The 22,335-nt window shown below is 65.8% G+C and carries 22 protein-coding genes and 1 pseudogene; 7 read left to right on the top strand and 16 right to left on the bottom strand.

The genetic code is table 11. The annotated features are described in order from the left end of the window. Positions 1 to 8 precede the first annotated feature (8 nt). The 4 genes from moaD to uvrC all read right to left on the bottom strand — a co-directional run bounded on the left by moaD (position 9) and on the right by uvrC (position 3,850). Positions 9 to 260 carry a molybdopterin converting factor subunit 1 gene (moaD, locus tag QX108_RS25750; protein ID WP_315721764.1) on the bottom strand — a complete coding sequence of 84 codons (252 nt, stop codon included), beginning with the start codon at positions 258 to 260 and terminating at the stop codon, positions 9 to 11. Then, the gene (gene pgsA, locus QX108_RS25745; protein ID WP_035639482.1) at positions 257 to 874 is read right to left on the bottom strand and encodes a CDP-diacylglycerol--glycerol-3-phosphate 3-phosphatidyltransferase; all 618 of its coding nucleotides are present in this window, start codon (positions 872 to 874) and stop codon (positions 257 to 259) included. The genes moaD and pgsA overlap by 4 nt, the downstream gene beginning before the upstream one ends. 250 nt (positions 875 to 1,124) lie before the next feature. After that, on the bottom strand, positions 1,125 to 1,460 hold the full coding sequence (locus QX108_RS25740; protein WP_315721763.1) for a GIY-YIG nuclease family protein: 336 nt from the start codon (positions 1,458 to 1,460) through the stop codon (positions 1,125 to 1,127). 323 nt (positions 1,461 to 1,783) lie between these two features. Then, a complete protein-coding gene (uvrC, locus tag QX108_RS25735; protein WP_315784513.1) occupies positions 1,784 to 3,850 on the bottom strand; it encodes an excinuclease ABC subunit UvrC in 2,067 nt (688 codons plus the stop codon). A gap of 242 nt (positions 3,851 to 4,092) precedes the next feature. On the opposite strand from uvrC, the gene QX108_RS25730 reads away from it, so the two are divergent. Then, positions 4,093 to 4,734, top strand: a complete 642-nt coding sequence (locus QX108_RS25730) for a porin family protein (RefSeq protein WP_315784515.1) — start codon at positions 4,093 to 4,095, stop codon at positions 4,732 to 4,734. Between the two features lie 259 nt (positions 4,735 to 4,993). Here QX108_RS25730 and QX108_RS25725 read toward each other — a convergent pair whose 3' ends face one another. The 4 genes from QX108_RS25725 to QX108_RS25710 form a co-directional block, all read right to left on the bottom strand. Beyond that, positions 4,994 to 5,209, bottom strand: a complete 216-nt coding sequence (locus QX108_RS25725; protein ID WP_006612991.1) for a cold-shock protein — start codon at positions 5,207 to 5,209, stop codon at positions 4,994 to 4,996. A gap of 252 nt (positions 5,210 to 5,461) precedes the next feature. Beyond that, entirely contained in the window at positions 5,462 to 6,322 is an 861-nt protein-coding gene (locus QX108_RS25720) for a 23S rRNA (adenine(2030)-N(6))-methyltransferase RlmJ (RefSeq protein ID WP_315784517.1), read from the bottom strand. Between the two features lie 206 nt (positions 6,323 to 6,528). Next, complete coding sequence (locus QX108_RS25715; RefSeq protein ID WP_315784519.1) at positions 6,529 to 7,233, bottom strand: ribonuclease T2; 705 nt, start codon at positions 7,231 to 7,233, stop codon at positions 6,529 to 6,531. Positions 7,234 to 7,365: 132 nt separating this feature from the next. Continuing rightward, entirely contained in the window at positions 7,366 to 7,824 is a 459-nt protein-coding gene (locus tag QX108_RS25710; RefSeq protein WP_172112437.1) for a hypothetical protein, read from the bottom strand. A gap of 168 nt (positions 7,825 to 7,992) precedes the next feature. Here QX108_RS25710 and QX108_RS25705 point away from each other — a divergent pair, with 168 nt between their 5' ends. Both QX108_RS25705 and QX108_RS25700 read left to right on the top strand, forming a co-directional pair. Continuing rightward, positions 7,993 to 8,298, top strand: a complete 306-nt coding sequence (locus QX108_RS25705) for a hypothetical protein (RefSeq protein ID WP_172112519.1) — start codon at positions 7,993 to 7,995, stop codon at positions 8,296 to 8,298. An 83-nt stretch (positions 8,299 to 8,381) separates the two neighbouring features. Next, positions 8,382 to 8,930: a DUF3617 domain-containing protein gene (locus tag QX108_RS25700; protein ID WP_172112436.1), complete on the top strand. Its 549-nt coding sequence runs from the start codon at positions 8,382 to 8,384 to the stop codon at positions 8,928 to 8,930. A 49-nt stretch (positions 8,931 to 8,979) separates the two neighbouring features. On the opposite strand, the gene QX108_RS25695 is transcribed toward QX108_RS25700, so the two are convergent. From QX108_RS25695 to QX108_RS25675, 5 genes are all read right to left on the bottom strand, one after another. Beyond that, positions 8,980 to 9,969, bottom strand: coding sequence for an NAD(P)H-quinone oxidoreductase (locus QX108_RS25695; RefSeq protein ID WP_315784521.1), 990 nt, complete (start codon positions 9,967 to 9,969; stop codon positions 8,980 to 8,982). 18 nt (positions 9,970 to 9,987) lie between these two features. Next, complete coding sequence (locus QX108_RS25690; RefSeq protein ID WP_315721757.1) at positions 9,988 to 11,193, bottom strand: ABC transporter substrate-binding protein; 1,206 nt, start codon at positions 11,191 to 11,193, stop codon at positions 9,988 to 9,990. Between the two features lie 84 nt (positions 11,194 to 11,277). Beyond that, complete coding sequence (locus QX108_RS25685; protein ID WP_315784523.1) at positions 11,278 to 12,129, bottom strand: fumarylacetoacetate hydrolase family protein; 852 nt, start codon at positions 12,127 to 12,129, stop codon at positions 11,278 to 11,280. A 31-nt stretch (positions 12,130 to 12,160) separates the two neighbouring features. Further along, a complete protein-coding gene (locus QX108_RS25680) occupies positions 12,161 to 13,684 on the bottom strand; it encodes a bifunctional 3-(3-hydroxy-phenyl)propionate/3-hydroxycinnamic acid hydroxylase (protein ID WP_315784525.1) in 1,524 nt (507 codons plus the stop codon). 69 nt (positions 13,685 to 13,753) lie between these two features. Next, entirely contained in the window at positions 13,754 to 14,545 is a 792-nt protein-coding gene (locus tag QX108_RS25675) for a DNA-binding transcriptional regulator (RefSeq protein ID WP_315721754.1), read from the bottom strand. 140 nt (positions 14,546 to 14,685) lie between these two features. Between QX108_RS25675 and QX108_RS25670 the strand changes: the two genes are divergently transcribed. Next, positions 14,686 to 15,669 carry a VOC family protein gene (locus tag QX108_RS25670; protein ID WP_315784527.1) on the top strand — a complete coding sequence of 328 codons (984 nt, stop codon included), beginning with the start codon at positions 14,686 to 14,688 and terminating at the stop codon, positions 15,667 to 15,669. A 14-nt stretch (positions 15,670 to 15,683) separates the two neighbouring features. On the opposite strand, the gene QX108_RS25665 is transcribed toward QX108_RS25670, so the two are convergent. The 3 genes from QX108_RS25665 to QX108_RS25655 form a co-directional block, all read right to left on the bottom strand. After that, complete coding sequence (locus tag QX108_RS25665) at positions 15,684 to 17,072, bottom strand: ATP-binding protein (protein WP_315784529.1); 1,389 nt, start codon at positions 17,070 to 17,072, stop codon at positions 15,684 to 15,686. 283 nt (positions 17,073 to 17,355) lie between these two features. Then, the gene (locus QX108_RS25660; RefSeq protein ID WP_172112428.1) at positions 17,356 to 18,087 is read right to left on the bottom strand and encodes a response regulator; all 732 of its coding nucleotides are present in this window, start codon (positions 18,085 to 18,087) and stop codon (positions 17,356 to 17,358) included. Next, positions 18,084 to 18,632, bottom strand: coding sequence for a MarR family winged helix-turn-helix transcriptional regulator (locus tag QX108_RS25655; RefSeq protein WP_315721751.1), 549 nt, complete (start codon positions 18,630 to 18,632; stop codon positions 18,084 to 18,086). Before QX108_RS25655 ends, QX108_RS25660 begins: the two co-directional genes overlap by 4 nt. Before the next feature lie 346 nt (positions 18,633 to 18,978). Between QX108_RS25655 and QX108_RS25650 the strand changes: the two genes are divergently transcribed. The 3 genes and pseudogenes from QX108_RS25650 to QX108_RS25640 all read left to right on the top strand — a co-directional run. Beyond that, the gene (locus QX108_RS25650; protein ID WP_315721750.1) at positions 18,979 to 20,058 is read left to right on the top strand and encodes a branched-chain amino acid aminotransferase; all 1,080 of its coding nucleotides are present in this window, start codon (positions 18,979 to 18,981) and stop codon (positions 20,056 to 20,058) included. Positions 20,059 to 20,287: 229 nt separating this feature from the next. Next, entirely contained in the window at positions 20,288 to 21,973 is a 1,686-nt protein-coding gene (gene hisS / locus QX108_RS25645; RefSeq protein WP_315799615.1) for a histidine--tRNA ligase, read from the top strand. A gap of 134 nt (positions 21,974 to 22,107) precedes the next feature. After that, positions 22,108 to 22,314, top strand: a pseudogene (locus tag QX108_RS25640) (tautomerase family protein); the annotation flags it as partial. Positions 22,315 to 22,335 lie beyond the last annotated feature (21 nt).

The raw sequence follows: 22,335 nt of genomic DNA, 5'->3' as shown, positions 1-22,335 counted from the left end.
CTGTTGCGTCAGCCGCCGGTCATGGGCGGAAAGAACGCGATCTCGCGGGCGCCGGCGATGGCTGTATCCGGCTGAACATGGGTCTGGTCGATCGCGGTGCGGATCACCTTCGGCTTCTCGAACGCGTAGGCATAGCCCTCGCCCTGCGCGGTCAGCCAGTCGATCAGCTCGCTCACGGTGCGCACATCCGCGGGCGGCTCGACGGTTTCCTCGGCCTTGCCGATGCGCTCGCGCACCCAGGCGAAATACTTCACCTTCATCGCGAGTCCTCTTCGATGAGGTGGTGGATGCCGGCGCGGAAATAATCGTAGCCGGTGTAGATCGTGAAGATCGCAGACGCCCACAGCAGCACGATGCCGATCATGGTCACCACCGGAACCACCTGGTCGCCGGCCTCGCCCGCGAGCAGGAAGCCGATCGCGATCAGCTGCATCGTGGTCTTCCATTTGGCGACCTTGGTGACGGGCACGCTGACGCGGAGCGCGGCGAGATATTCGCGCAGGCCCGAGACCAGGATCTCGCGGCACAGGATCACGATCGCGGCCCACAGGGTCCAGCCATGGATGCTGTTATCGGCGGCGAGCATCAGCAGGCAGGAGGCGACCAGGAGCTTGTCGGCGATCGGGTCGAGCATCCGGCCGAACGCCGATTGCTGGTTCCAGATGCGGGCGTAATAGCCGTCGAGATAGTCGGTCACGCCTGCGGCGATGAAGACGGCGACGGCCACCCAGCGCAGCCACAGCGGATAGTCCATGATGGACTGCGCGTAGATGCAGCCGACCACGACCGGTATCGCGGCGATGCGCGTATAGGTCAGGATGTTCGGCAGGGACGTCGACGTCTTGCTGGGCACGCGTGTGGTCGCAATATTCATCCGGTGTACCAATACTGCCGCCGTTCGAACGTCAACCTCCGAGCCGGGCGACTTTGGCAGGATGACGCAGATATGACACAAATCGCAACGAGGTCTTGAAGAGATAGGAACTCTCCCGCCCCGATACAAAGAGAGCGGTAACGTTTCATTAAGCAACCGCACGCGTGCGCGCCAGTGTGCAGATCGGCTCCGGGCGGCGCGCGCGCCGCCCCCTTTTATTGCGGTGCAATGACAGCAGCGCGACTCCGCGTCAGATCGCCTCGGCCTGATGAACCGCACACCAGTGCGCCTGACGCTCCGCGAACACGCGGTCGCGAACATAGGCCAGCGTCTCCTCGTCGAAGGTCTCGATCACATCGAGGCTGAATGCGCTCTCGCCATGGGTGCTCCAGGCTGCCTGCAGCCCGCCGCGGCGATGGCCGCCCTGGCGCAGGGTGAACCAGAGCCGGTTCTGGATTTTCTCCAGGTCCGGCGCACAGCCGATCCAGCGCGCGCCGGTCGCGGCGCACGTCACGGCATAGATGCCGGCGGGGGTCTTGCGTTCCTTGTAGGCGGCTGCGGCCGCCTTACGCTGATCGGGGGTCATGGTGGGGCTCCGGATTTTCGTCCGGGTGTATATCGGATAATTTTGTCCGGGTAAAATAATTTCTGCGCCCCTCGTGGAATGAGCGGGCACCAGCCCATCCACGTCATTCCGGGGCGCCCGCAGGGCGAGCCCGGAATCAATAACCACGACCGTGAGTGATGATACGGGATGACCGCCACAGCCGGTCCCGTCCCCACGTCCGCCTGTGGCTATGGATTCCGGGCTCGCCCTGCGGGCGCCCCGGAATGACGGGTGGCGGAAGACGGGCTCAAGCTGACCGTGGAAACGGGTGGGTCAGCTCCATTCAACTCGCCCCGGTCCGCTCAGCTCGCGTTGCTATGGAAGTACTCGAAAATCTTCCGCGCACTCTCCGCGGAGACGCCCGGCACCTTGCCGAGGTCGGCAATCGAGGCGCGCTCGATCTCCTTCAGCGTGCCGAAGTGATGCAGCAGCGCGCGCTTGCGCGACGGGCCGATGCCGGGGATCTCCTGCAGGCCGGCCTCGCGGATGTCCTTCTTGCGCAGCTTGCGGTGCGAGCCGATGACGAAGCGATGCGCCTCGTCGCGCAGGCGCTGGATGAAATACAGCACGGGGTCGCGCGGTTCGAGCTTGATGGCCTCGCGCTCGGGAATGAACAGCGTTTCGCGGCCGGCGTCGCGGTCCGGGCCCTTGGCGACCGACATCAGCGCAACGTTGCTGACGCCAAGCTCAGTGAAGATCTCTCTGACGGCATTGAGCTGGCCACGGCCGCCGTCGATGATGACGAGATCCGGCCATTGCGGCACATCGTCCTCCTTCGCGGCGCGGGCGACGTCCTTCTCCGACGGCGACACCAGCCGCTTGAAGCGGCGCTGCAGCACCTCCTTCATCATCGCGTAGTCGTCGCCTGGCGTCAGCCCTTCCGACTTGATGTTGAACTTGCGGTACTGGTTCTTCATGAAGCCGTCGGGGCCGGCGACGATCATCGCGCCGACCGCGTTGGTGCCCTGGATGTGGCTGTTGTCGTAGACCTCGATGCGCTTCGGAATCTGAGGCAGAGCGAGCGTGGTGGTCATCGCTTCCAACAGGCGACTCTGCGTCGCGGTGTCGGCGAGCTTGCGGCCAAGTGCCTCGCGCGCATTGGTCAGGGCATGCGTGACGAGGTCCTTCTTCTCGCCGCGCTTCGGGCAAGACACCTCGACCTTGTGCCCGGCCTTGACGCACAGCGCTTCGGCGAGCAACTCGGCCTCCTCGATCTCGTGCGACAGCAGGATCAGCTTCGGCGGCGGCTTGTCGTCGTAGAACTGGGTGAGGAAGGCGGACAGCACCTCCTCCGGCGTGAAGGTCTTCTCCGCGCGCGGGAAGTAGGCGCGGTTGCCCCAGTTCTGGCCGGTGCGGAAGAAGAACACTTCGACGCAGAAGAAGCCGCCTTCCTGGTGGACCGCGAACACGTCGGCCTCCTCGACGGTGCGCGGATTGATGCCCTGTTGCGACGAGATCGCCGACAGCGCCGCGAGGCGGTCGCGATAGACGGCAGCGGTCTCGAATTCGAGCTCGCCGGAGGCTTTCTCCATCTCGGCCGCCAGCAGCGCCTTCACCGCCTGGCTGCGGCCGGACAGGAAGTCGGTCGCCTCGCGCACCAGCTCGGTATAGCCGGGGAAGTCGATCTCCTGGGTGCAGGGCCCGGCGCAGCGGCGGATCTGGTGCAAGAGGCAGGGGCGGGTGCGGCTCTCGAAGAACGAATCGGTGCAGGAGCGAATCAGGAAGGCGCGTTGCAGCGCCGTGATGGTGCGGTTGACGGCGCCGGCCGAGGCGAACGGGCCGAAATAGCGTCCGGGCCGCGACTGCGCGCCGCGATGCTTGAGGATCTGCGGCGCCCAATGGTCGCCGGTGATGAGAATGTAGGGGAACGATTTGTCGTCGCGCAGCTGCACGTTGAAGCGCGGCTTGAGCTGCTTGATGAGGTTTGCTTCCAGCAGCAGCGCCTCGGTCTCCGTGGTGGTCGAGACGATCTCGACGGTCACGGTGGCCGCGATCATGCGCAGGATGCGCGCCGGCAGCGGCGCGTTGGCGCGGGCATAGGACGACAGCCGCTTTTTGACGTTCTTGGCCTTGCCGACATAGAGCACGTCATGGGCCGCATTGAGCATGCGGTAGACGCCCGGCGAGGTCGGCGCCAGCCGCACCGCGTTCTCGATCGCGGCGTGGCCGATCGCGAGCCGGCCCTCGCCGACGGCCTCCAGGCCTTCTTCGGTCAATTCCGGCAGCCGTCCTTCGTCATCCTCGTCGGCTGCGGAGGAGGCGGGATCGAGATCGGGCGTGTCGATGGCGTCGGGCGGCAGGTCGGCCGTGGCGCCACGCCGGGACGTGGGCGCCGGCGCCTTGGGTGGATCGGATCTGTCGGTGGTCATGTCGTGCAAATTAAGCGTTGGCGGCCGCTCCCGCCAGCGGGCGGAGGCGCCATGCACAGGCCCACGCGGTAACGCTTCGTTAAGCACATTAATCGACGGGTAACCGGGCTTAACAACGGCTTAACCTAAAACTCTCGATAAATGCTCACGAAAACAGCAGGAGTTCCGTAACCACGCCGGCTCCCCCGCACGTTCGTGCGGCGCAGACCCGGCTGGAGACGGCGAGTGGCGTGGAGTGAGTGATGAACAGGTTCTTGGTCGGTGCTGCCGCCGCGGCGGGCTTGGGCGCAGCGGCTTTCGGATCGGTGTCGGCGCAGGCGGCCGATCTCAACTACGGCTACGGGCGCCGCGCGCCCTATACGGTGAACCAGCCGCTCAATGCCTACAGCTGGGCCGGCCCCTATCTCGGCGGCACGCTCGGTTATCAATGGGGCGCCGTCGGCAACAATCCGACCAAGCCGTCCGGGCTGATCGGCGGCCTGACCGCGGGCTACAACTGGCAGAACGGCCCGTGGGTGTTCGGTGCGGAGGGCGACATCAATCTGAGCGGCGCCAACGACACCTTCGCGCCGTGGAAGTTCTCGAATCCCTGGTTCGGCACCCTGCGCGGCCGCGCCGGCTATGCCTTCAACAACATCCTGTTCTACGGCACCGGCGGTCTCGCCTTCGGCGGCCTGCGGGCCGAGACCTTCGGCCTGTCGGAGTCGCACACCACGGTGGGCTGGACGCTCGGCGTCGGCACCGAGTTTGGCCTGGCGCAGAACTGGACCGCCAAGATCGAGTATCTCTATGTCGATCTCGACAGCAGCAATTTCGTGATCACGGGGGCGAAGAACGACTATCGGTCTGGATTGATCCGCGCAGGCATCAACTTCCATTTCTGATGGCAAAAACGGGATAGGAAGAAGAAACGTCGAACGACAACCTCCCGGCCGCTCGCGCGGCCGGGATTTTTTTGCAGGCTCACCAGAGGGCATGCGTCATCGCGCGCAGCCTTCGCAGACGGCGCGTGCAAACGCGCTGCGTGCGAGCCGGCCGCGCTGCCGGCAGCTTCTGCCAACGGCTTCCAATCGGAATGCATTGAGGTCGACGCGCCCGCCGCGGCCGGCCGCTCGCAGGCGGCTGTCGCCGAGCAGGCTGCGTCTATGACGACAGGACCAGGTTCACCGCCTTCGGGCCCTTGCCCTTCTTGTCTGGCTCGACCTCGAAGCTGATACGCTGTCCTTCGGTCAGATCCTTCAGGCCGGCACGCTCGACCGCCGTGATGTGCACGAATACGTCGCGTCCACCGTCGTCCGGCTTGATGAAGCCGTAGCCGCGCTCACCATTGAAGAACTTGACTGTCCCAGTCATGGCCATCGGGAAACTCCTCCCCCGCAATGCTTCCTCCACTGCGCGCCCTGCGCAGTGTCCGACCGGACATCACTTTGATCGGAAAGCGTTGGCCACCTTAACGACCAGCGCTCGCCACGCCGGATCGTCGGATCTTGTTAGGCCTTGATCACCCCGCCGCAACCATTCGCGGAAGCGGAACGTAAAGCCAGTCTTACAATCAGACACAATAGTACGGTTCCGCGCCGATTGACTATGGCTTTTCGACCAGTACCGCTTTCAAGCTTTGGGGATGTCCAGCCTGAAGCGTGCGGTACCGCCCTGGCCCAGCGGACGCTGCAGTTCCTGCAGGATGAGCTTGAGCTCATCATGCAATGGCCAGGGCGGATTGACGACCAGCAGCCCGGTCGAGGTCAGCGCCTCGCCTTCGATTTGCGGCGCAACACTGAACTCGATCCGCAGCACCTTGCCCGGCGGCTTGGCCGCTGCTGCGAGCGCAGTGACGCGGTCGGCGAGCTGCTCGGTGGCCCGCCGGCTTTTGGCGGGATACCAGAGCACGTATATACCAGTCGTCCACTTCGCGAACGCCGCGGCGAAGCGGTCGGCGAGACGCTCGAACTCATCCTTGGCCTCGAATGCCGGATCGATCAGCACCACGCCGCGGCGCTCGTTCGGCGGCACGAAGGCGGGCAGGGCGACCCAGCCGTCGAGATCGACGACGCGGGCCTGGGTGTCGCGGCGCAGCGCATCGATCAGCTGCTTGCGTGGCGCCGGCGCCAGCTCGCACAGCGTCATGCGGTCCTGCGGCCGCAGCAGCGCGCGGGCAATCAGCGGCGAGCCGGGATAGGCCTTGAGCTCGCCCGGCGGATTGAACGACCTGATGATGTCCAGATAGGGCGCAACCAGCGCATAGGCCTGGTCCGACAGCCGTGCCTGCAGCAGCCGTGCGATACCGGTCAGGTACTCGCCGCTGCGCGAAGCCTCGTCGCCGGTGAGATCATAGAGGCCGGCGCCGGCATGGGTGTCGATCACACGAAAGGCAGCCGGCTTCTCCTGGAGGTAGACCAGGATGCGTGTCAGCACGATGTGCTTGATGACGTCGGCGAAACCGCCGGCGTGAAAGGCGTGTCGGTAGTTCATGCCGTCCGGGTTACGCCGTTCCGCGTCAAAAGGGTACCCCGTCATTCGCCCGGCCTCGGCCGCACGAGCGGCTTTGGCAAAGCACCGGCTGATTCGCCGCGGCGCCTAAAGCGCGATGAGATCGGGATGAATCGTCATCGCGCTTTAGGTTGTTGTTTGCGCATGATCTTTTCGGAAAACCGCTGCGCCCTTTTCCGGATCATGCTCTAGCCGCCGCGCACCGGCGGCATGTTGACCTCGTCGCGCCGGCAGGCCTGACGGTCGACCTCGTCACAACTGCGGAATTCGAGATCCTTGGACAGGCAGATGCGCACCTCGCTCAGCCGGGTGCGGTTGCAGGTGACGGCAATGGCCGAGGTCGTCAGCTTCGGGTTGGCCTTGATGAAGGCCTCTTCGACGGCCGCCGGTGCCACCGTCTTGGCCTGGGCCAGGTCGAGAAATTCCTCCGGGATCTTGATCGCCGCCCGTGCCTTGCGGATCGCCTCGAAATAGGCCTTCGCCGACAGGCCCGAGCACGTGCCGTGCTTGTCCCATTCGTTATAGATCAGCCCCGGCGCCGGCATCAGGTCGAGCATCGAGGTCATGATGTTGCGGGGCAGGCGCGGCGACGGCTGCTCGCAATACTCGGGATAGCCGGCCTCGTATTGCGGCCACAGCCCGTGCACGACGAAGGAGTAGGGCCGTCCGCTGCATTGCTGCGAGCGGCTGCCGCGGCCGCCGCGCTCCTCGGCCTCGGCACAGAAGGATGGCGACCAGGATAGCGACAGGACGTAGAAGTCGAACGCGCCCGGCGCATTCTGGCGGCGGTCCTGCGCCCCGGCCGGGGCGGCCGCGAGGGCGCCGACCAGCAGAGCGAGGCAGGCAATCGTGTGCGAACAAGCAACGGCAGATCGGCGCAGGCAATCGAACATGGCGAACTCCCCGGACTGTTCCAGGAACTTACCAAGCTGATGGAACATTTCAAGAACAAAAACGGCTGCCCGAAGGCAGCCGATGATCACAAGCGTCCCGCCATTGACGGGCTCGCGCCGGCCGTCGACCGATCAGGGCTTGGCGGCGCGGCAGGCCGGGTTGAACGCCCAGTTGCGATCGAGGCCGACGACGCAGAACTCGACGCCCTGGTCGTAGCCGGCGAAGCCGCCGTCTTCGATGATCGAGTAGTTGAGCGTGCGCGCCTTGCCGTCGCTGATCATCACGCTGCCGGTGCAGAAGCGGCGCGGAATGTTGTCGGACTGCCAGGGCCGGAACGCGATCTCGCGGACGTTGGCGACGCCGGTGATCTGCAGCGACGAATTCCAGAAGGTGCTTTCCTTATCCTGGAATCGCGAGACGATGGTCGGGATGGCCGCCTCGCACGGCGCGACCCGGCCTTCATATTTCGGGCCCGACAGCCAGAAGTTCATCTCGAGCGGGTTGGCCGCCTGGGCCGGCGCGGTCGCAACGGCGAGCAGCGCGCCGCATGCGGCGCCGAACGTCTTGAAAGCTGTGCTGAAGTCGCGCATGGGCCGTCCGCAAGGCTGATCCGGGAGCGTGGACCGTGCCGCGGCGGCCACAGGAGGTCAAGTGCAACGCGGCAACACTCCACGATTAGTCCTGTTAACGTGAGGCCGGTGTTCTTTTCTTGACCGGACAGGACCTTTAGAATGGCAGGCCAGATCGAGGAGAATGCAATGCGGACGCTGATGGCCGGATTCGTGAAGACTGCAGGCCTCGCGGCCGCTGGGGTGGTGCTGGTCGCCGCCTCCGCCCAGGCCGACGTGGTGCCGCCCTTCAAGGGCAACGACACCGGCGGCATCATCGCCTATCAGCTGGCCCAGACCACGGATGCCCGTCAGCTCGCGGTCGACCACTGCGCCTCCTACGGGAAGGTCGCGAAGTTCCGCGCCGTCGATGCGCGCTACGGCGGCTACGTGTCGTTCTCCTGCCGCTGGGTACCGTACGGCTCGGCGCAGCGGCCGCTGCGGACGCTGTACTGACGTTCCTTCAACTGCCGTTCTCCTAATTGCCATCTTTTGGCGGCATTCGCTCCGGCATCGATCAACGAGCCGGAACGGGGCACATGACCTGCACACGCATCGCTATTGGGCTGTTGGCCTGCTGCCTCCTGGGCGCGACCGCGAGCCATGAGGCTTGGGCCGTCGACCTGCCGGTGCGCAAGGCCGGCCTGTGGGAGCTGAAGATGATCAGATCCGGCGGTCAGCTCCCGGAGGCGACGATGCAGCATTGCACCGACGCGGCTACCGACAAGGAAATGAACAATTTCGCTTCGCCGATGGCGCAGCAGGTCTGCTCCAAGCAGGACATCCAGAAGACGGCGACCGGCTACGTCTCCGATTCGGTCTGCAATTTCGGCGGCATCAATACGACGTCCCATGCCGACATCACCGGCGACTTCAACTCGGCCTATACGGTGAAGACCATGTCGCGCGTGACGGGCGGCGCTGCCGGCACTGGCGTGAAGGACACCGCGATGACGATCGAGGCCAAATGGCTGGGCGCCTGCAAGCCCGACCAGAAGCCCGGCGACATCGTGATGCCCGGCGGCATGAAGATGAACATCAAGGACATGAACAAGCTGAAGGCCCTGATCCCGGGCGTGAAGCAGTAGCCGCGCGCTGGTTGCGTGTGGCGGGCGCGGAGACGTGGGCTGGCGCTCATCAGCGGACGCGAAGCACGATCTTCCCGACGTGTCGGCTCGTCTCCATGCGTTCGTGCGCATCGGCTGCCTCCGAGAGGCGATAGGTCCTGTCGATGTGCGGTCGAATGGCCGTTCCGAGAAGGGGCGAGATGCGCTGCCGCAACTCGCTTGCGATGCGGCGTTTGATATCGCGTGAGGTCGAACGGAGAAATGCGCCGGTGATGCTGGCCCGGCGCGCCATCAGGCTGCGCAGCGGCACTCCAAGGTCCTTCCCGCCTCCAGCCGACAGCATGGCGATCCGACCGTCCATCGCGAGCGCCGCGAGGTCCTGCGCGATGTGAGCGCCTGCGGAGGTGTCGAGGATGCAGTCGACCCCGCGCTGTCCCGTCGCCGCGCGGATCTGCTCGGCGAGATCGGGATCGGCATAGTCGAACACGGCGCTGCAGCCGAGGCTGAGTGCCAGGGCGCGTTTCTCTGCGGTGCCGGCGGTGGCAAGAACGGGATGACCCAGCGCGCACAACAGCTGGATCGCGATCGTGCCGACGCCGCTGCTGCCGCCATTGATCAGGGCGGTCTCGCCGGGCACCATGCGCATCAATTCGAAGAAGTTGAACCAGGTCGTGAACAGCGCCTCGGGCAGGGCGGCGCCTTGGATCCAGTCGAGGCCGCTCGGCAAGTTCAGTGCGAGATGCTGATCGGTGGCGACGTATTGAGCGTAGGAGCCGCCGTCGGTCAGTGCCATCACCGTTTCGCCCAGTCGCTCCGGGGGAACGTCGGCGCCGCAGGCCACGATGCGTCCCGAGGCTTCCAGTCCCGGAACGGGATTGGGCTCCCGCGACGGCCCGGCGGCGCGCTGGTTGCAGTCATGACGGTTGATGCCGGCGGCGGCGACCTCGATCAGCACGTCGTCGGGGCCGAGCCGCGGGACCGGCCAGTCCGGCCGTTCCGACAGGACCTCCGGGCCGCCCGGAGCGGTGATGATGACGGCGCGCTGATCGTTCGGAATCATGCCTGGTTGCTCATCGGCTCACTTGCCGACCAGGCTGCATTTGCTGCGGTCGAGCGGACGAAACGCCTGATCGGGGGCGATCTTCGTCACCAGCTTGACGAAGTCCCAGGGGCCCTTCGATTCGGCTGGGGTCTTGACCTGGACCAGATAGAGGTCGTGCACCATGCGCTGGTCGTCGCGAATCTGGCCGTGGTCCGCGTAGGCGTCCGAGACCGGCGTGGCTTTCATCTTCGCCATCACGCTCGCGCCGTCGTCGCTGTCGGCGTCCTTCACCGCCTGCAGATAATGGCGCACGGCCGAATAGACGCCAGCCTGGATCTGTGACGGCATTGCCTTGCGTCGCGCGTAGAACGCGTCGGAGAAGCGGCGAGCGGCGGGGGAAGCATCCTCGAAGAAGCTGGTGACGATCAGATCGCCTTGCGTCGCCTTGAGGCCGATGGATTCGATGTCCACGTTCTGGAACGACATCGGCACGATCTTCATGCCTTGGGCCGCAAGCCCGAACTCCTCGGCCTGCTTGATGGCAGTGGCGTTGTCGCCGGCGACGTTGAGCGCCAGGATCTTGGCGCCGGAGGCCTGGGCCTGCAGCAGGAACGAGCCGTAGTCCGGCGTGCCGAGCTGCGCCTTGACGCTGCCGGCGACGGTGCCGCCGAGCGCGGCGATGCGGGCGCGCGCGGTCGCCTCGACCGAATGGCCGAATGCGTAGTCGCCGGTGATGAAGAACCACGGCTCCTTGCTGGTCTGCATGATGCCCGAGACGACGGCGGTCGCGGTCGAATAGGCGTCGTGCGTCCATTGCACCGAGGTCGGCGCGCACGCCTCGTCGGTGAGCTGGTTGGCGCCGGCCCCCGAAATGAGGAAGATCCTGCCGTTGCTGCGCACCAGCTCCTGCACGCCAAGCGCCGCGCCGGAGCTGCCGCCGTCGGCGATCGCCTGCACGCCGTCCTGCTCGAACCAGCGCCGGGCGATCGCGACCGCGATGTCCGGCTTGTTCTGATGGTCGGCCTGAAGGATTTCGATCGGCCTGCCGTTGATGTTGCCGCCGAATTCTTCCGCGGCCATCCGCGCCGCCTCGACTGAGCCGGGCCCCATCGCCGTCGCGAAGATGCCGGTCATGTCGGTGAGCACGCCGATCCGGATCGCCTTCCCTTTGATGTCCGCCTGCGCGGATGAGCCTGCAAGCAGCAACAGCGCGGCGATGCCGGCCGTGAGACGTCGCGACATGATGATCCTCCCCGGATTCAACGATCTTGTTTGTTATGTGGTGTTTGGTTGCTGCGCCCAGCGGTTGTCCGCGAGGCGGAGACGTCAGGCTGCCGGTTCGGCGGCCACGGGATTGCGCAGCACGCCGATGCCCGAGATCTCGACCTCGACCGTATCGCCGGGCTTCATGAACAGCGGCGGGTTGCGCTTGAAGCCGACACCTCCCGGCGTTCCGGTGACGATCACGTCTCCCGGCAGCAAGGTCATGATCGTCGAGCAGTAGGCGATGAGATCGGGCACATCGGTGATGAGGAGGTCCGTCGTGGTCCGCTGCACGGTCTCGCCATTGAGGCGGGTCTGCAGCGTCAGCTTGGACGGGTCGGGGATCTCGTCGGCGGTGACCAGCCAGGGGCCGAATGCGCCGGACTGGTCGAAGGTCTTGCCCGACAGGAATTGCGAGGTGTGGCGCTGCCAGTCGCGGATGCTGCCTTCGTTGTAGCAGGAATAGCCGGCGATGTGCGCAAGCGCGTTCTCGCGCCGGACGTGCCGGCCGGCTGTCCCGATCACGAGCGCAAGCTCGCCCTCATAGTCGAAATGATCGGAGACGCCGGGGCGAACGATCGGCTGCAGATGTCCGACCTGGCTGGTCGCAAAGCGCGCGAACAGCGCGGGCTTCTCGGTGACCGTCCGTCCGGTCTCGGCGACGTGGTCGCGATAGTTCAGTCCGACGCAAATGATCTTGCCGGGATCGGGGATGACGGGCGCGAAGGCGATCGCATCGAGCGGATAGTCGGGCCGTTCGGAGGTGAGCAGCGCGGCGGCGTCGCGAAGCGCATCCGCCTCGAGCAGCGCGCGCAGGCTTTTCGCCGGCAGCCGCCGGCCGAGGTCGACGACACCGTCTCCCTTCACTGCGCCGTACCCCGGGCGCCCGTCGATGACAAAGGAAACCAGCTTCATACGTGACCCCTCTCAGGACAAACGGAAACGATCAGGCGACGCTCGGCAGCGGTGCGAGGAAGGCGAGGCCGGACAACAGCGCCGCGGGATCGTCGCCCCGGCGCACGGCACCCAGGATGTAACGGTCGGGGCGCATCAGCACGGCGTCGAAGCCGTGCTGATCGAGCCAGCCGTCGAGGCCGCCGGCTTCCTCGCCACAAAGTATGTTGACGTCAGCGGCCGTCAGGCTGGCATGATGCTGCTCGATCACTGCGGTCCCGAGTCCCGACCGGCACAGCAGCGCGAAGCGATAGCCGACACGGTCGTCGCTGCGGCCGTGATCACGGCTGCGGAATTGCGGCGCCAGTCGTGCCGTCAGACTGCGATCGCAACACGCCGGGCCCGGGCCGAGCAGCGGCTTCTGCACGTCGAGCTTGAGCTGGCCGTCGCGCTGTGCCGTGCCGGTCGCGAGCGCTGCCTCGACCGCCTTGGTGTTGATGAGCCCACCCAGCCGGATCGCGAGCTCGATGAACTCCCGCACATGCGGCGCGCGTTCGCTCTGATAGGTGTCGAGAAGATCAGGCGTTGCCTTGCCGGCGATCACATGAGCGAGCTTCCAGGCGAGGTTGGCTGCGTCGCGAATGCCGGCACACATGCCCTGGCCGAGGAAAGGCGGGGTCTGATGCGCGGAATCGCCTGCGAGCAGGAACCGTCCGCCGCGCCACTGCCGGGCCACTGCGGAGTGGAACGTGTAGACGGCGGCGCGTTCGATCTCGGCCTCTGTGGGCTGGAGCCAGCGCGAGAGCAGCTCCCAGACGCGCGCCGGCTGGACAATGTCGACCGCATCCTCGTCAGGATGAACCGTAATTTCCCAGCGTCGGCGGTTGCCGGTGCCGCGAATGTAGGTCGCGGGACGCTGCGGGTTGCAGTGCTGGACGCTGAAATCGCCGAGGTCCGGTCGTTCCTCTCTCAGCAGCACGTCGCAGACCAGCCAGCGCTCGTGAAACCCGAGATCGTCGAGCGCCGAGCCGATGAAGCGCCGCACCAGCGAGCGCGCTCCGTCGCAGCCGACGACGTAGGCACAGGAGACGTCGACGAGCCGGCCGGTGGCGAGATCCTCATAGCGCACGCGGGCGCCGTCCTGGTCCTGCTCCAGCGCGAAGACATCGCAGCGCGTGCGCAACTCGACATGAGGCCAGCGCTCCAGGCCGCTGTTGAGCACGGCTTCGAGGTCCGGCTGATGGAAGCGATAGCTCAAATTCCAGCCCATCGCGGTCGGCTCGCTCGGACGCGGCCAGTCGAGCAGCAGCCGGCCCTCCACATCGACGAAGCGCATGCCGGGACTGAGAGTGAGGTGGGGCAGGATGGCGTCGGCGAGGCCGATGGTCTGGAACACGCGCATGCATTCGTCGTCGAAATGCACTGCGCGCGGCAGGTGATAGGTCTTGGCTTCGCGCTCCAGCACCAGGGTGCGGATGCCACACAGGCCGAGCAGATTGGCGAGCGTCGAGCCGACGGGCCCGCGACCGACAATCACGACGTCGAAGTTTTGGGAGTTTGCGGCCGTGTTGCTCATGGCCGCATCTGATCCGCAACCGCCTCGCAGCTTCAAGGCGCGGTCACCAACTGTCCGCCCAGCGGACGCTTAACGCTCGACGGGGATGGCGGCTGCGGCGTCGCGCAAGGGGGCCGCGTACTGGGCGATGGCCTCCTCCAGGGTCATGGCGGAGCGGATCCAGATGATCGAGATGCAGCCGAACACGACGTCGTCCCGCACGATCGGCACGGCGATCGACGACGTTTTCGGATTGAACTCGCCCTCGTCGCGGATCGCATAGCCGCGCCGAGCCGTTTCATTCATCATGCGTTGCAGCCGCTCGGGTGCCAGGAAGGTGACGTCCTCGGCATTCTCGATGCGTCGCAAGTGGTTGATGATGAGGTCGCGCTCCGCGGGAGGGCAGGCGGCGAGATAGGCCCGGCCGGCCGAGGTCTGCAGCATCGGCAGCCGCTTGCCGATCATGCTGCGGTCGATCGAGAGCGGGCTGCGCGCATGCGTGGTCTCCTGGATGACCATCGCGCCGTTCTCGTAGGTCGACAGATCGACGGGCCACACCAGGGTGCGGCTGAGCTCGGCGAGATAGGGCGCTGCGGCCTGGCAGATGACGATGCCGGGATCATAGCCGTCGCCGAGGCTCAGCGCATGGCGCGTCACCCGGAAGCGGTCGTCGCTGGCGCTGCGCGCGACATAGCCGAGCTCCTCGAGTGTTTCGAGCAGGCGATAGACCGTGGGCCGCGGCAGATCGAGCTGGCGTGCGACGTCGCCGGCGCGAATGCCGCCGGACCGATTGACCGCGCGGAGCACGTCGAGGCCCCGCTTGAAGGCGCGGACACCCTCCGCAGGACGGGCGTGCGGAGATCGCGTCCGTTGCTTGGACACTTGGAAAATCCTCCCTGTTCTTCGTTTCCGTCCGCCGATACCGTCTTGAGAACGCGAGCCGGATGCAGGGGCACCAGTCTACTGCAGGACCGCGCGGAGCTGATACGAAATTTGGCCCGCGCCTTTCGGGAGAAAACACCATGGAAATCACGGCGCTCGGTTACGTCGGCATCAAGTCGTTCCAAACAGAGCAGTGGGGACGCATGGCGACCGAGCTGCTGGGGATGCAGCGCATCGATCGTGCGGCCGGGAAGCAGGCTTACCGCATGGACGACCGCAAGCAGCGGCTGATCGTCGACGGCAGCGATGATAGCGGACTCGCCGTCATGGGTTGGGAGGTCGGCGACGCCGCCGCGCTCGCGCGCCTCGCCAGCCGTCTCGATGACCATGGGGTGAGGGTCGCCCGCGGCTCGCGCGCGCTGGCTGACGAGCGTCACGTCACCGAGCTGATTTCGTTTCAGGATCCGGCGGGCAATACGATCGAAGTGTTCTGGGGGGCAGCCGTCGCCTCCGATCCCTTCAGCCCGGGACGTCCGATCTCCGGTTTCCGCACCGGGCCGCTCGGCATGGGACACGTCGTGCTCAACGTCGAGGAGGTCGAGCCGCTGCTGGCGTTCTATCGCGACCTGCTCGGCTTCCAGGTCTCCGACTTCGGCCTGACGCCTTACAAGCTCTATTTCTTCCACGTCAACGGCCGGCACCACAGCTTCGCGATGGTCGGCTCCGGCCGCCGGACGCTGCATCATTTCATGGTGGAGCTCGGCAGCCTCGACGACGTCGGCCAGGGCTACGACCTGGCGCAACTCGACGAAGGGCGCGTGGCCTACACGCTGGGTCGGCACACCAACGACCACATGACCTCGTTCTACGTCAACACGCCCTCCGGCTTCTTCATCGAATATGGCTGGGGCGGACGGGTGATCGATCCCGCGACCTGGCAGCCGCATGAGACCTTCGATGGTCCGTCCTTGTGGGGACACGAGCGACTGTATTTGCCGGATGAGCAGCGCAAGCGCATGCGCGACATGCGACTCTCCGCCGCCGCACGCGGCGTCCGTGTGCCCGACCCCAGCGTTCCGCCGCTGAACTGCGCGTGGCTCGACGCGGTGATCGCGCAGGAATGAGCTAGACCCGCGAGCTACACCGGAATCCGGACGCTGGCGCGCAGGCCGCCCATCGGGCTGTCGCCGAGCGTGATGTCGCCGCCATGGGAGCGGGCGATGTCGCGGGCGATGGCGAGGCCGAGGCCGGTGCCGCCCTCGTCCTGGTTGCGCGCGTCGTCGAGGCGCAGGAACGGCTTGAACACCTCCTCGCGCATGGCGGCGGGAATGCCCGGGCCGTCATCGTCCACGGTGATGGTGAGATAGCGGTGGTCGCGATGGCCGGTGATGGCGATCGCGTCCGCATGGCGGGCGGCGTTGGAGACGAGATTGCCGAGACAGCGCTTCAGCGCCTGCGGCTTCACGGTGACCACCGGCAGGCCGTGGAACGACACCGTGGCGGAATGGCCGTTGCGCTCGGCGTCGCTGCGCAGCTCCTCCAGCGCGTTGGAGATGTCGGTCGGCTGCGCGATCTCGCCATTGTCGCCGCGCGCAAACGCCAGATAGTCCTCCAGCATGTGCGACATCTCGTCGACGTCCTTGCGCATCGCGTCGATCTCGGGACTGTCGCCGAGCAGCGCCAGCTCCAGCTTGAAGCGCGTCAGGATGGTGCGCAGATCGTGGCTGACGCCGGCCAGCATCGCGGTGCGCTGCTCGAGCGTGCGCTCGATGCGCGCCTTCATCTCCAGGAAGGCGTGCGCCGCGCGCCGCACCTCGCGCGCGCCGCGCGGCCGGAAGTTCGGCACCTCGCGGCCCTTGCCGAAACTCTCGGCGGCATCCGCAAGGCGCAGGATCGGCTTGATCTGGTTGCGCAGGAACAGCACCGAGACGATCAGCAGGATCGAGGACGTCCCGACCATCCAGAACAGGAAGATGTCGGTGTTCGACGCATAGGCCGCGCCGCGCTGCGCGAACACGCGCATCACGGCATCGTCCAGTGCAATGCGGATCTCGACCAGGTTGGAGCGGCCGACCGTGTCGATCCAGTAGGGGCGGCTGATCTGGCGGCCGATCTGGCTCGACAACGACTGGTCGAGCAGATTGAAGAACGGCTTCGGCCCGGGCGGCGGCATGTCGCCGGCGGGCAGGAAGTCGACCACGAGGTTGAGCCGCTGCTGCGCGATCCGGCGCAGCATGGTGCGGTCCTTGTCCTGCGGATAGCCCTTGTAGATGTCGATCAGCGCGGCCACGTCCTGCACCACGGCGGCGGAGAGGCGGCGCGTCACCGTGTTCCAGTGCCGCTCCATGAAGACGCCGGCGACCACCGTCTGCAGGATCACCATCGGCACGATCATGATCAGCAGCGCGCGGGCGTAGAGCCCCGTCGGCATCCAGCCCTTGAAGGCATTGCCGACGATGCTGTTGGCGCGCGACACGCGGCGCGAGGCGGTGCGGATGAGGGTGAGGCCGGTGTCGAGCGTGGTCATGTGCAAAAAGGGGTTTGCAGTTGCACGATCGCGCGCTGCGAAGTCGGTGCACCCTCTCCCCTTGTGGGAGAGGGTGGTTTCGAACGAAGTTCGAAACCGGGTGAGGGGTATGCCTCCGCGATCTCATCTGCGGAGGCATACCCCTCACCCGGCTCGCATTTCGCTACGCTCATGCGATCCACCCTCTCCCACAAGGGGAGAGGGTGCACCGTGTAGGCCGCTGGATGTGTGCACAACTTTGTCGGCGAAGATGGAGCTTTGCCGTGATGCTCGCGTCGGATCATCACCCCGTCACCATCAGCCGGTAGCCGATGCCGCGCACGGCCTGCAGGAACAGCGGATTCGCGGGGTCGATCTCCAGCTTGCGGCGGAGGCGGTTGATCTGGACGTCGACGGCGCGCTCGTTGACGGTGCCGTTGCCGGTGAGTGCGCCGCGCGGCACGGTCTCGCCGCGGGCGGTGGCCAGGATGCGCAGCATCTCGCGCTCGCGGTCGGTGAGGTGGACGATCTCCTCGCCCTGTTTCAGCTCGCCGCGTGCCAGGTGATAGACGAACGGGCCGAATGCGATCTGCTCGACGACCTCCTCCGCCGGCGGCGGCGCGGCGCGCTTGAGGATGTTGCCGATGCGCAGCGCGAGCTCTCTGGGTTCGAAGGGTTTGGCCACGTAGTCGTCGGCGCCGAGCTGCAGGCCTTCGATGCGGCTTTCGGGCTCGGCGCGCGCGGTCAGCATCACGATCGGAACGGAGGATTGCGTGCGGATGAAGCGAGCGAGGTCGAAGCCGCTCTCGCCGGGCATCATCACGTCCAGAATCAGGAGATCGAAATGTAGTCCCGTCAGCTTGGCGCGGGCATCGCTCGCGCTCGCCGCCGTGGTGACGCGATAGCCTTCGCCGCGCAGGAAGCGCGACAAGAGATCGCGGATGCGGCGGTCGTCGTCGACGAGCAGGAGATGCGGCGCGTCGTCGGCCGGCGTCTGCGGCGGATGCGGTGCGATGGCTGTGATCGTCACGGTCACTCCTTGGCAGCGGCGGCGGGCGTCCTGAAGATGGCTTCCAGCACCTTGTCCGGATCGTCGCGATCGATCATCGCGCGCAGGAACTGCCGGACCTTCTCGGCGCCGGCCGGCCCGACCTGCTCCAGCGCGCGGTCGATGCGCGCGGTCTGCAGTCCGGCGAGCTTGGCCACCAGCGCCTCGCCCTTCGGCGTGGCGAAAAGAAGGCGCTGGCGCCGGTCATTGTTGCCGGTCTTCTGAACGATGTAGTCCTCGTCGAGCAGCTGCTTCAGCACGCGGCCGAGCGACTGCTTGGTGATGCGCAGCACGTCGAGGAGATCGGCGACCTTCAGGCCGGGATAGCGTGTGACGAAATGCATCACGCGATGATGCGCGCGGCCGAAGCCGAACGCCTCCAGCTCATGATCGGCGTCCCCGACGAAATCCCGGTAGGCGAAGAACAGAAGCTCGATGATGTCCCAACGCAGCGGCTCGCCGGCCGTCGCGGAGGGCTCGGCCGCGCGCAGCTCGGGGCTCAACGTCGGAGACGAGAAATTTATGTCAGCCATATTGACGTTTCTGCGGTTCAATGTTACAAAACAATCGCCCGCCACGAAATTTTAGATCGTTTCATCGGCGGGCGATCGTCTCAAGACGTGTCTGGACGGGCCAAAAGCAACCCGGACGGGCAACCCTGGGCGACGGTACGAACAACCGTGTGATGTCGAGCGGCATTTCGGCAAACCATACTGGACTTCCGCCGGGCGCAAAAGCATGTCCTGTGGTGGCACGCTTGCCCGGCGACCGGCTCAACGGCCGGCCGCGGCAAGTCCGAAATTCAAAAGCCGACTGGCCCGAACGGACGGGTCGGCGCCAGAACTCGCGAATGGCGACCAGAGCGGGGGAAGCAAGGACATGACATTGACATTCGACATCAAGCCGACGACGAGCCCGACCTCCGACCAGGAGCGCGCCGCCAAGCTCGCCAACCCGGGCTTTGGCCGGGTGTTCACCGATCACATGGCCGTGGTCCAGTACAGCCAGGACAAGGGCTGGCACAGCGCCCGCGTCGAATCCCGCGCCAACTTCCCGCTCGATCCGGCCGCCGCCGTGCTGCACTACGCACAGGAGATCTTCGAGGGGCTGAAGGCCTATAAGCGCGACGATGGCGGCGTGAATCTGTTCCGTCCCGACGCCAACGCCAAGCGGTTCTGGAATTCGGCCGAGCGCATGGCGATGGCGCAGCTGCCCGAGAGCGTCTTCATCGAGGCGGTCGAGCAGCTCGTCCGGATCGACCGCGCCTGGATCCCGGGCGGCGAGGGCAGCCTGTATCTGCGCCCGTTCATGATCGCCAACGAGGTGTTCCTGGGCGTGAAGCCGTCGGCCGAATACATCTTCGCGGTCATCGCCTCGCCGGTCGGCTCCTATTTCAAGGGCGGCCCGGCCCCGGTCTCGATCTGGGTCTCGGAGAACTACACCCGCGCCGCGGTCGGCGGCACCGGCGGCGTCAAATGCGGTGGCAATTACGCCGCGAGCCTCAAGGCGCAGGCCGAGGCGATCGCGCATGGCTGCGATCAGGTCGTGTTCCTGGATGCGATCGAGCGCCGCTATGTCGAGGAGCTCGGCGGCATGAACGTGTTCTTCGTGTTCGACGACGGCTCGCTGTCGACGCCGCCGCTCGGCACCATCCTTCCGGGCATCACCCGCGACTCCATCATCAAGCTCGCCCGCGATGCCGGCCGCGAGGTGCGCGAGGAGGCGTATTCGATCGATCAGTGGCGGGCAGATGCCAAGAGCGGCAAGCTGAAGGAGGCGTTCGCCTGCGGCACCGCCGCGGTGATCTCGCCGATCGGCAAGGTGCGCTCGACGAGCGGCGATGTCCTGATCAACGGCGGCGATGCCGGCCCGGTCGCCATGGGCCTGCGCAAGCAGCTGGTCGACATCCAGTACGGCCGCAGCCCGGATCCGCACAATTGGATCCGGGACGTGAAGTAGGGCAGCCCGCTGCTCCATTCGCCGTCATGCCCGGGCTTGTCCCGGGCATCCACGTCGCGCGGCATGAAAAGTCGTGGATGGCCGGGTCAAGCCCGGCCATGACGAGCCTGAAATCGTGCAGCTTCCCCGGGTTGTGACCCTGCGCCCCGGCTGCTACCAAAGCCAGCAACGCATTCCATCCCGTTGGGTGGGCCAAGGACCGCGCAAGCGGGCCGTGCCCACCGCTGCGATGTCATCCAGCCCATGGTGGGCCCGCTGCGCTTTGCCCACCCTACGGTCGAGTCCCATGTCCGACAAACCCAAGAAACCCCAGAAGCTGAAGGCGCGGCTGCCGCGCGGGCTCGAGGATCGCGGCCCGGCTGCGATCGCGGCGACGCGCGAAATGGTCGAGAAGATCCGCATTGTCTATGAGCGCTACGGCTTCGAGCCGGTGGAGACGCCGGCGTTCGAGTACACCGACGCGCTCGGCAAGTTCCTGCCCGATCAGGACCGGCCGAACGAGGGCGTGTTCTCGTTCCAGGACGATGACGAGCAGTGGATCTCGCTGCGCTACGACCTCACCGCGCCCTTGGCGCGCTACGTCGCCGAGAATTTCGACGCCTTGCCGAAACCCTACCGCAGCTATCGCGCCGGCTACGTGTTCCGCAACGAGAAGCCGGGCCCCGGCCGCTTCCGCCAGTTCATGCAGTTCGACGCCGACACCGTCGGCTCCGGCTCGCCGGCGGCGGACGCGGAGATGTGCATGATGGCGGCGGACACGATGGAGGCGCTGGGGATTCCGCGCGGCGCTTATGTCGTGAAGGTGAATAATCGGAAGGTGCTCGATGGCATCTTGGAGAGCATTGGCCTTGGCGGCGACGAGAATGCCGGTCGCCGACTGACAGTACTGCGAGCAATCGACAAGCTCGACAAGTTCCCGACGTCCGAGATCGAGAAGCTCCTGGGGCCCGGACGTTGGGATGGCAGTGAGGAAGGGAAAGGCGACTTCACCAAAGGCGCAGGTCTGGACAACGAGCAAATTGAAAAGGTTCTCGTATTCGCTCTGCTGCAAGAGGGGAACCTTACCGAATTAGAGGATGTCACCAACTTGCCGACGGGAGTTCGTCAAGAGCGGGGTGCAGTGATGACCTTCTCTGCCGTCGATGGCAGCAAATCCTACTTTGTCGAGAGTAACAAAGGCGTCATCGATGGTTTGATGACGCATTTCGGTTCGAACGAGACTTCTCGGGCAGGAATCGAAGAGCTTAAGCAAATATCGGAATTGGTCGAATCCGTAGGTTACGATCGAAGTAGAATTCGGATCGACCCTTCCGTCGTCCGCGGCCTCGAATACTACACGGGTCCCGTCTACGAAGTCGAACTTCTGCTCGAAACCAAGGACGAGAAGGGCCGTCCGGTGCGCTTCGGCTCGGTCGGCGGCGGCGGCCGCTATGACGGCCTCGTCTCGCGCTTCCGCGGCGAGCCGGTGCCGGCGACCGGCTTCTCGATCGGCGTGTCGCGGCTGCAGGCGGCGCTGACGCTGCTCGGCAAGCTCGACACGCGGCCGGCGTTCGGGCCGGTGGTCGTCACCGTGTTCGATCGCGACCGTGTCGCGGACTATCAGAAGATGGTCTCGACCCTGCGCGGCCACGGCATCCGCGCCGAGCTCTATCTCGGCAATCCGAAGAACATGGGCAACCAGCTCAAATATGCCGACCGCCGCAACGCGCCCTGCGTCATCATCCAGGGCTCGGATGAGAAGGCCCGCGGCGAGGTGCAGATCAAGGATCTGATCGAGGGCGCCAAGGCCGCCGCCGCGATCGCCTCCAACCAGGAATGGCGCGAGAGCCGCCCGGCGCAGGTCTCGGCCAAGGAGGACGAACTGGTCGCCGCCGTCCGCGAGGTGCTCGCGCGCCACGACGTGAGCTGGGGGTAAGGGGAAGATCGTCATGCGCGGGCTTGACCCGCGCATCCATCTCTTCAATCGATATCGTCGATGTCTGGAGATGGATTGCCGGGTCAAGCCCGGCAATGACGAGCAACTAATAACGAGATCACAACAGGAAACCGTCAATGCCCGAGATCACCGTGAACATGGCCGCCGGCCGCACCGACGAGCAGAAGGCCAACATGATGCGCGACATCACCAAGGCCCTGGTGACGCATCTCGGCGTCGACCCCGAAGCCGTCGTCATTCAGATCAACGAGGCGCCGCTGACGCACAAGATGAAGGGCGGAAAGACCTTCGTCGAGCGGTTGGCCGAGCAGAAGAAGTAGTTGATCGCCGTTACGCCGAAG

Origin of the sequence: Bradyrhizobium sp. SZCCHNR1002 (assembly GCF_032381435.1) — a bacterium.
Classification (GTDB): Bacteria; Pseudomonadota; Alphaproteobacteria; order Rhizobiales; family Xanthobacteraceae; genus Bradyrhizobium; species Bradyrhizobium aeschynomenes.
This window is presented reverse-complemented; position numbering and strand designations above follow the sequence as displayed.

Excerpts from the sequence above, each read along its gene's own strand:
- moaD (WP_315721764.1), bottom strand. The coding sequence starts at position 260 with ATGAAGGTGAAGTATTTCGCCTGGGTGCGCGAGCGCATCGGCAAGGCC.
- pgsA (WP_035639482.1), bottom strand. The coding sequence starts at position 874 with ATGAATATTGCGACCACACGCGTGCCCAGCAAGACGTCGACGTCCCTG.
- QX108_RS25740 (WP_315721763.1), bottom strand. The coding sequence starts at position 1,460 with ATGACCCCCGATCAGCGTAAGGCGGCCGCAGCCGCCTACAAGGAACGC.
- uvrC (WP_315784513.1), bottom strand. The coding sequence starts at position 3,850 with ATGACCACCGACAGATCCGATCCACCCAAGGCGCCGGCGCCCACGTCC.
- QX108_RS25730 (WP_315784515.1), top strand. The coding sequence starts at position 4,093 with ATGAACAGGTTCTTGGTCGGTGCTGCCGCCGCGGCGGGCTTGGGCGCA.
- QX108_RS25725 (WP_006612991.1), bottom strand. The coding sequence starts at position 5,209 with ATGGCCATGACTGGGACAGTCAAGTTCTTCAATGGTGAGCGCGGCTAC.
- QX108_RS25720 (WP_315784517.1), bottom strand. The coding sequence starts at position 6,322 with ATGAACTACCGACACGCCTTTCACGCCGGCGGTTTCGCCGACGTCATC.
- QX108_RS25715 (WP_315784519.1), bottom strand. The coding sequence starts at position 7,233 with ATGTTCGATTGCCTGCGCCGATCTGCCGTTGCTTGTTCGCACACGATT.
- QX108_RS25710 (WP_172112437.1), bottom strand. The coding sequence starts at position 7,824 with ATGCGCGACTTCAGCACAGCTTTCAAGACGTTCGGCGCCGCATGCGGC.
- QX108_RS25705 (WP_172112519.1), top strand. The coding sequence starts at position 7,993 with ATGCGGACGCTGATGGCCGGATTCGTGAAGACTGCAGGCCTCGCGGCC.
- QX108_RS25700 (WP_172112436.1), top strand. The coding sequence starts at position 8,382 with ATGACCTGCACACGCATCGCTATTGGGCTGTTGGCCTGCTGCCTCCTG.
- QX108_RS25695 (WP_315784521.1), bottom strand. The coding sequence starts at position 9,969 with ATGATTCCGAACGATCAGCGCGCCGTCATCATCACCGCTCCGGGCGGC.
- QX108_RS25690 (WP_315721757.1), bottom strand. The coding sequence starts at position 11,193 with ATGTCGCGACGTCTCACGGCCGGCATCGCCGCGCTGTTGCTGCTTGCA.
- QX108_RS25685 (WP_315784523.1), bottom strand. The coding sequence starts at position 12,129 with ATGAAGCTGGTTTCCTTTGTCATCGACGGGCGCCCGGGGTACGGCGCA.
- QX108_RS25680 (WP_315784525.1), bottom strand. The coding sequence starts at position 13,684 with ATGAGCAACACGGCCGCAAACTCCCAAAACTTCGACGTCGTGATTGTC.
- QX108_RS25670 (WP_315784527.1), top strand. The coding sequence starts at position 14,686 with ATGGAAATCACGGCGCTCGGTTACGTCGGCATCAAGTCGTTCCAAACA.
- QX108_RS25665 (WP_315784529.1), bottom strand. The coding sequence starts at position 17,072 with ATGACCACGCTCGACACCGGCCTCACCCTCATCCGCACCGCCTCGCGC.
- QX108_RS25655 (WP_315721751.1), bottom strand. The coding sequence starts at position 18,632 with ATGGCTGACATAAATTTCTCGTCTCCGACGTTGAGCCCCGAGCTGCGC.
- QX108_RS25650 (WP_315721750.1), top strand. The coding sequence starts at position 18,979 with ATGACATTGACATTCGACATCAAGCCGACGACGAGCCCGACCTCCGAC.
- hisS (WP_315799615.1), top strand. The coding sequence starts at position 20,288 with ATGTCATCCAGCCCATGGTGGGCCCGCTGCGCTTTGCCCACCCTACGG.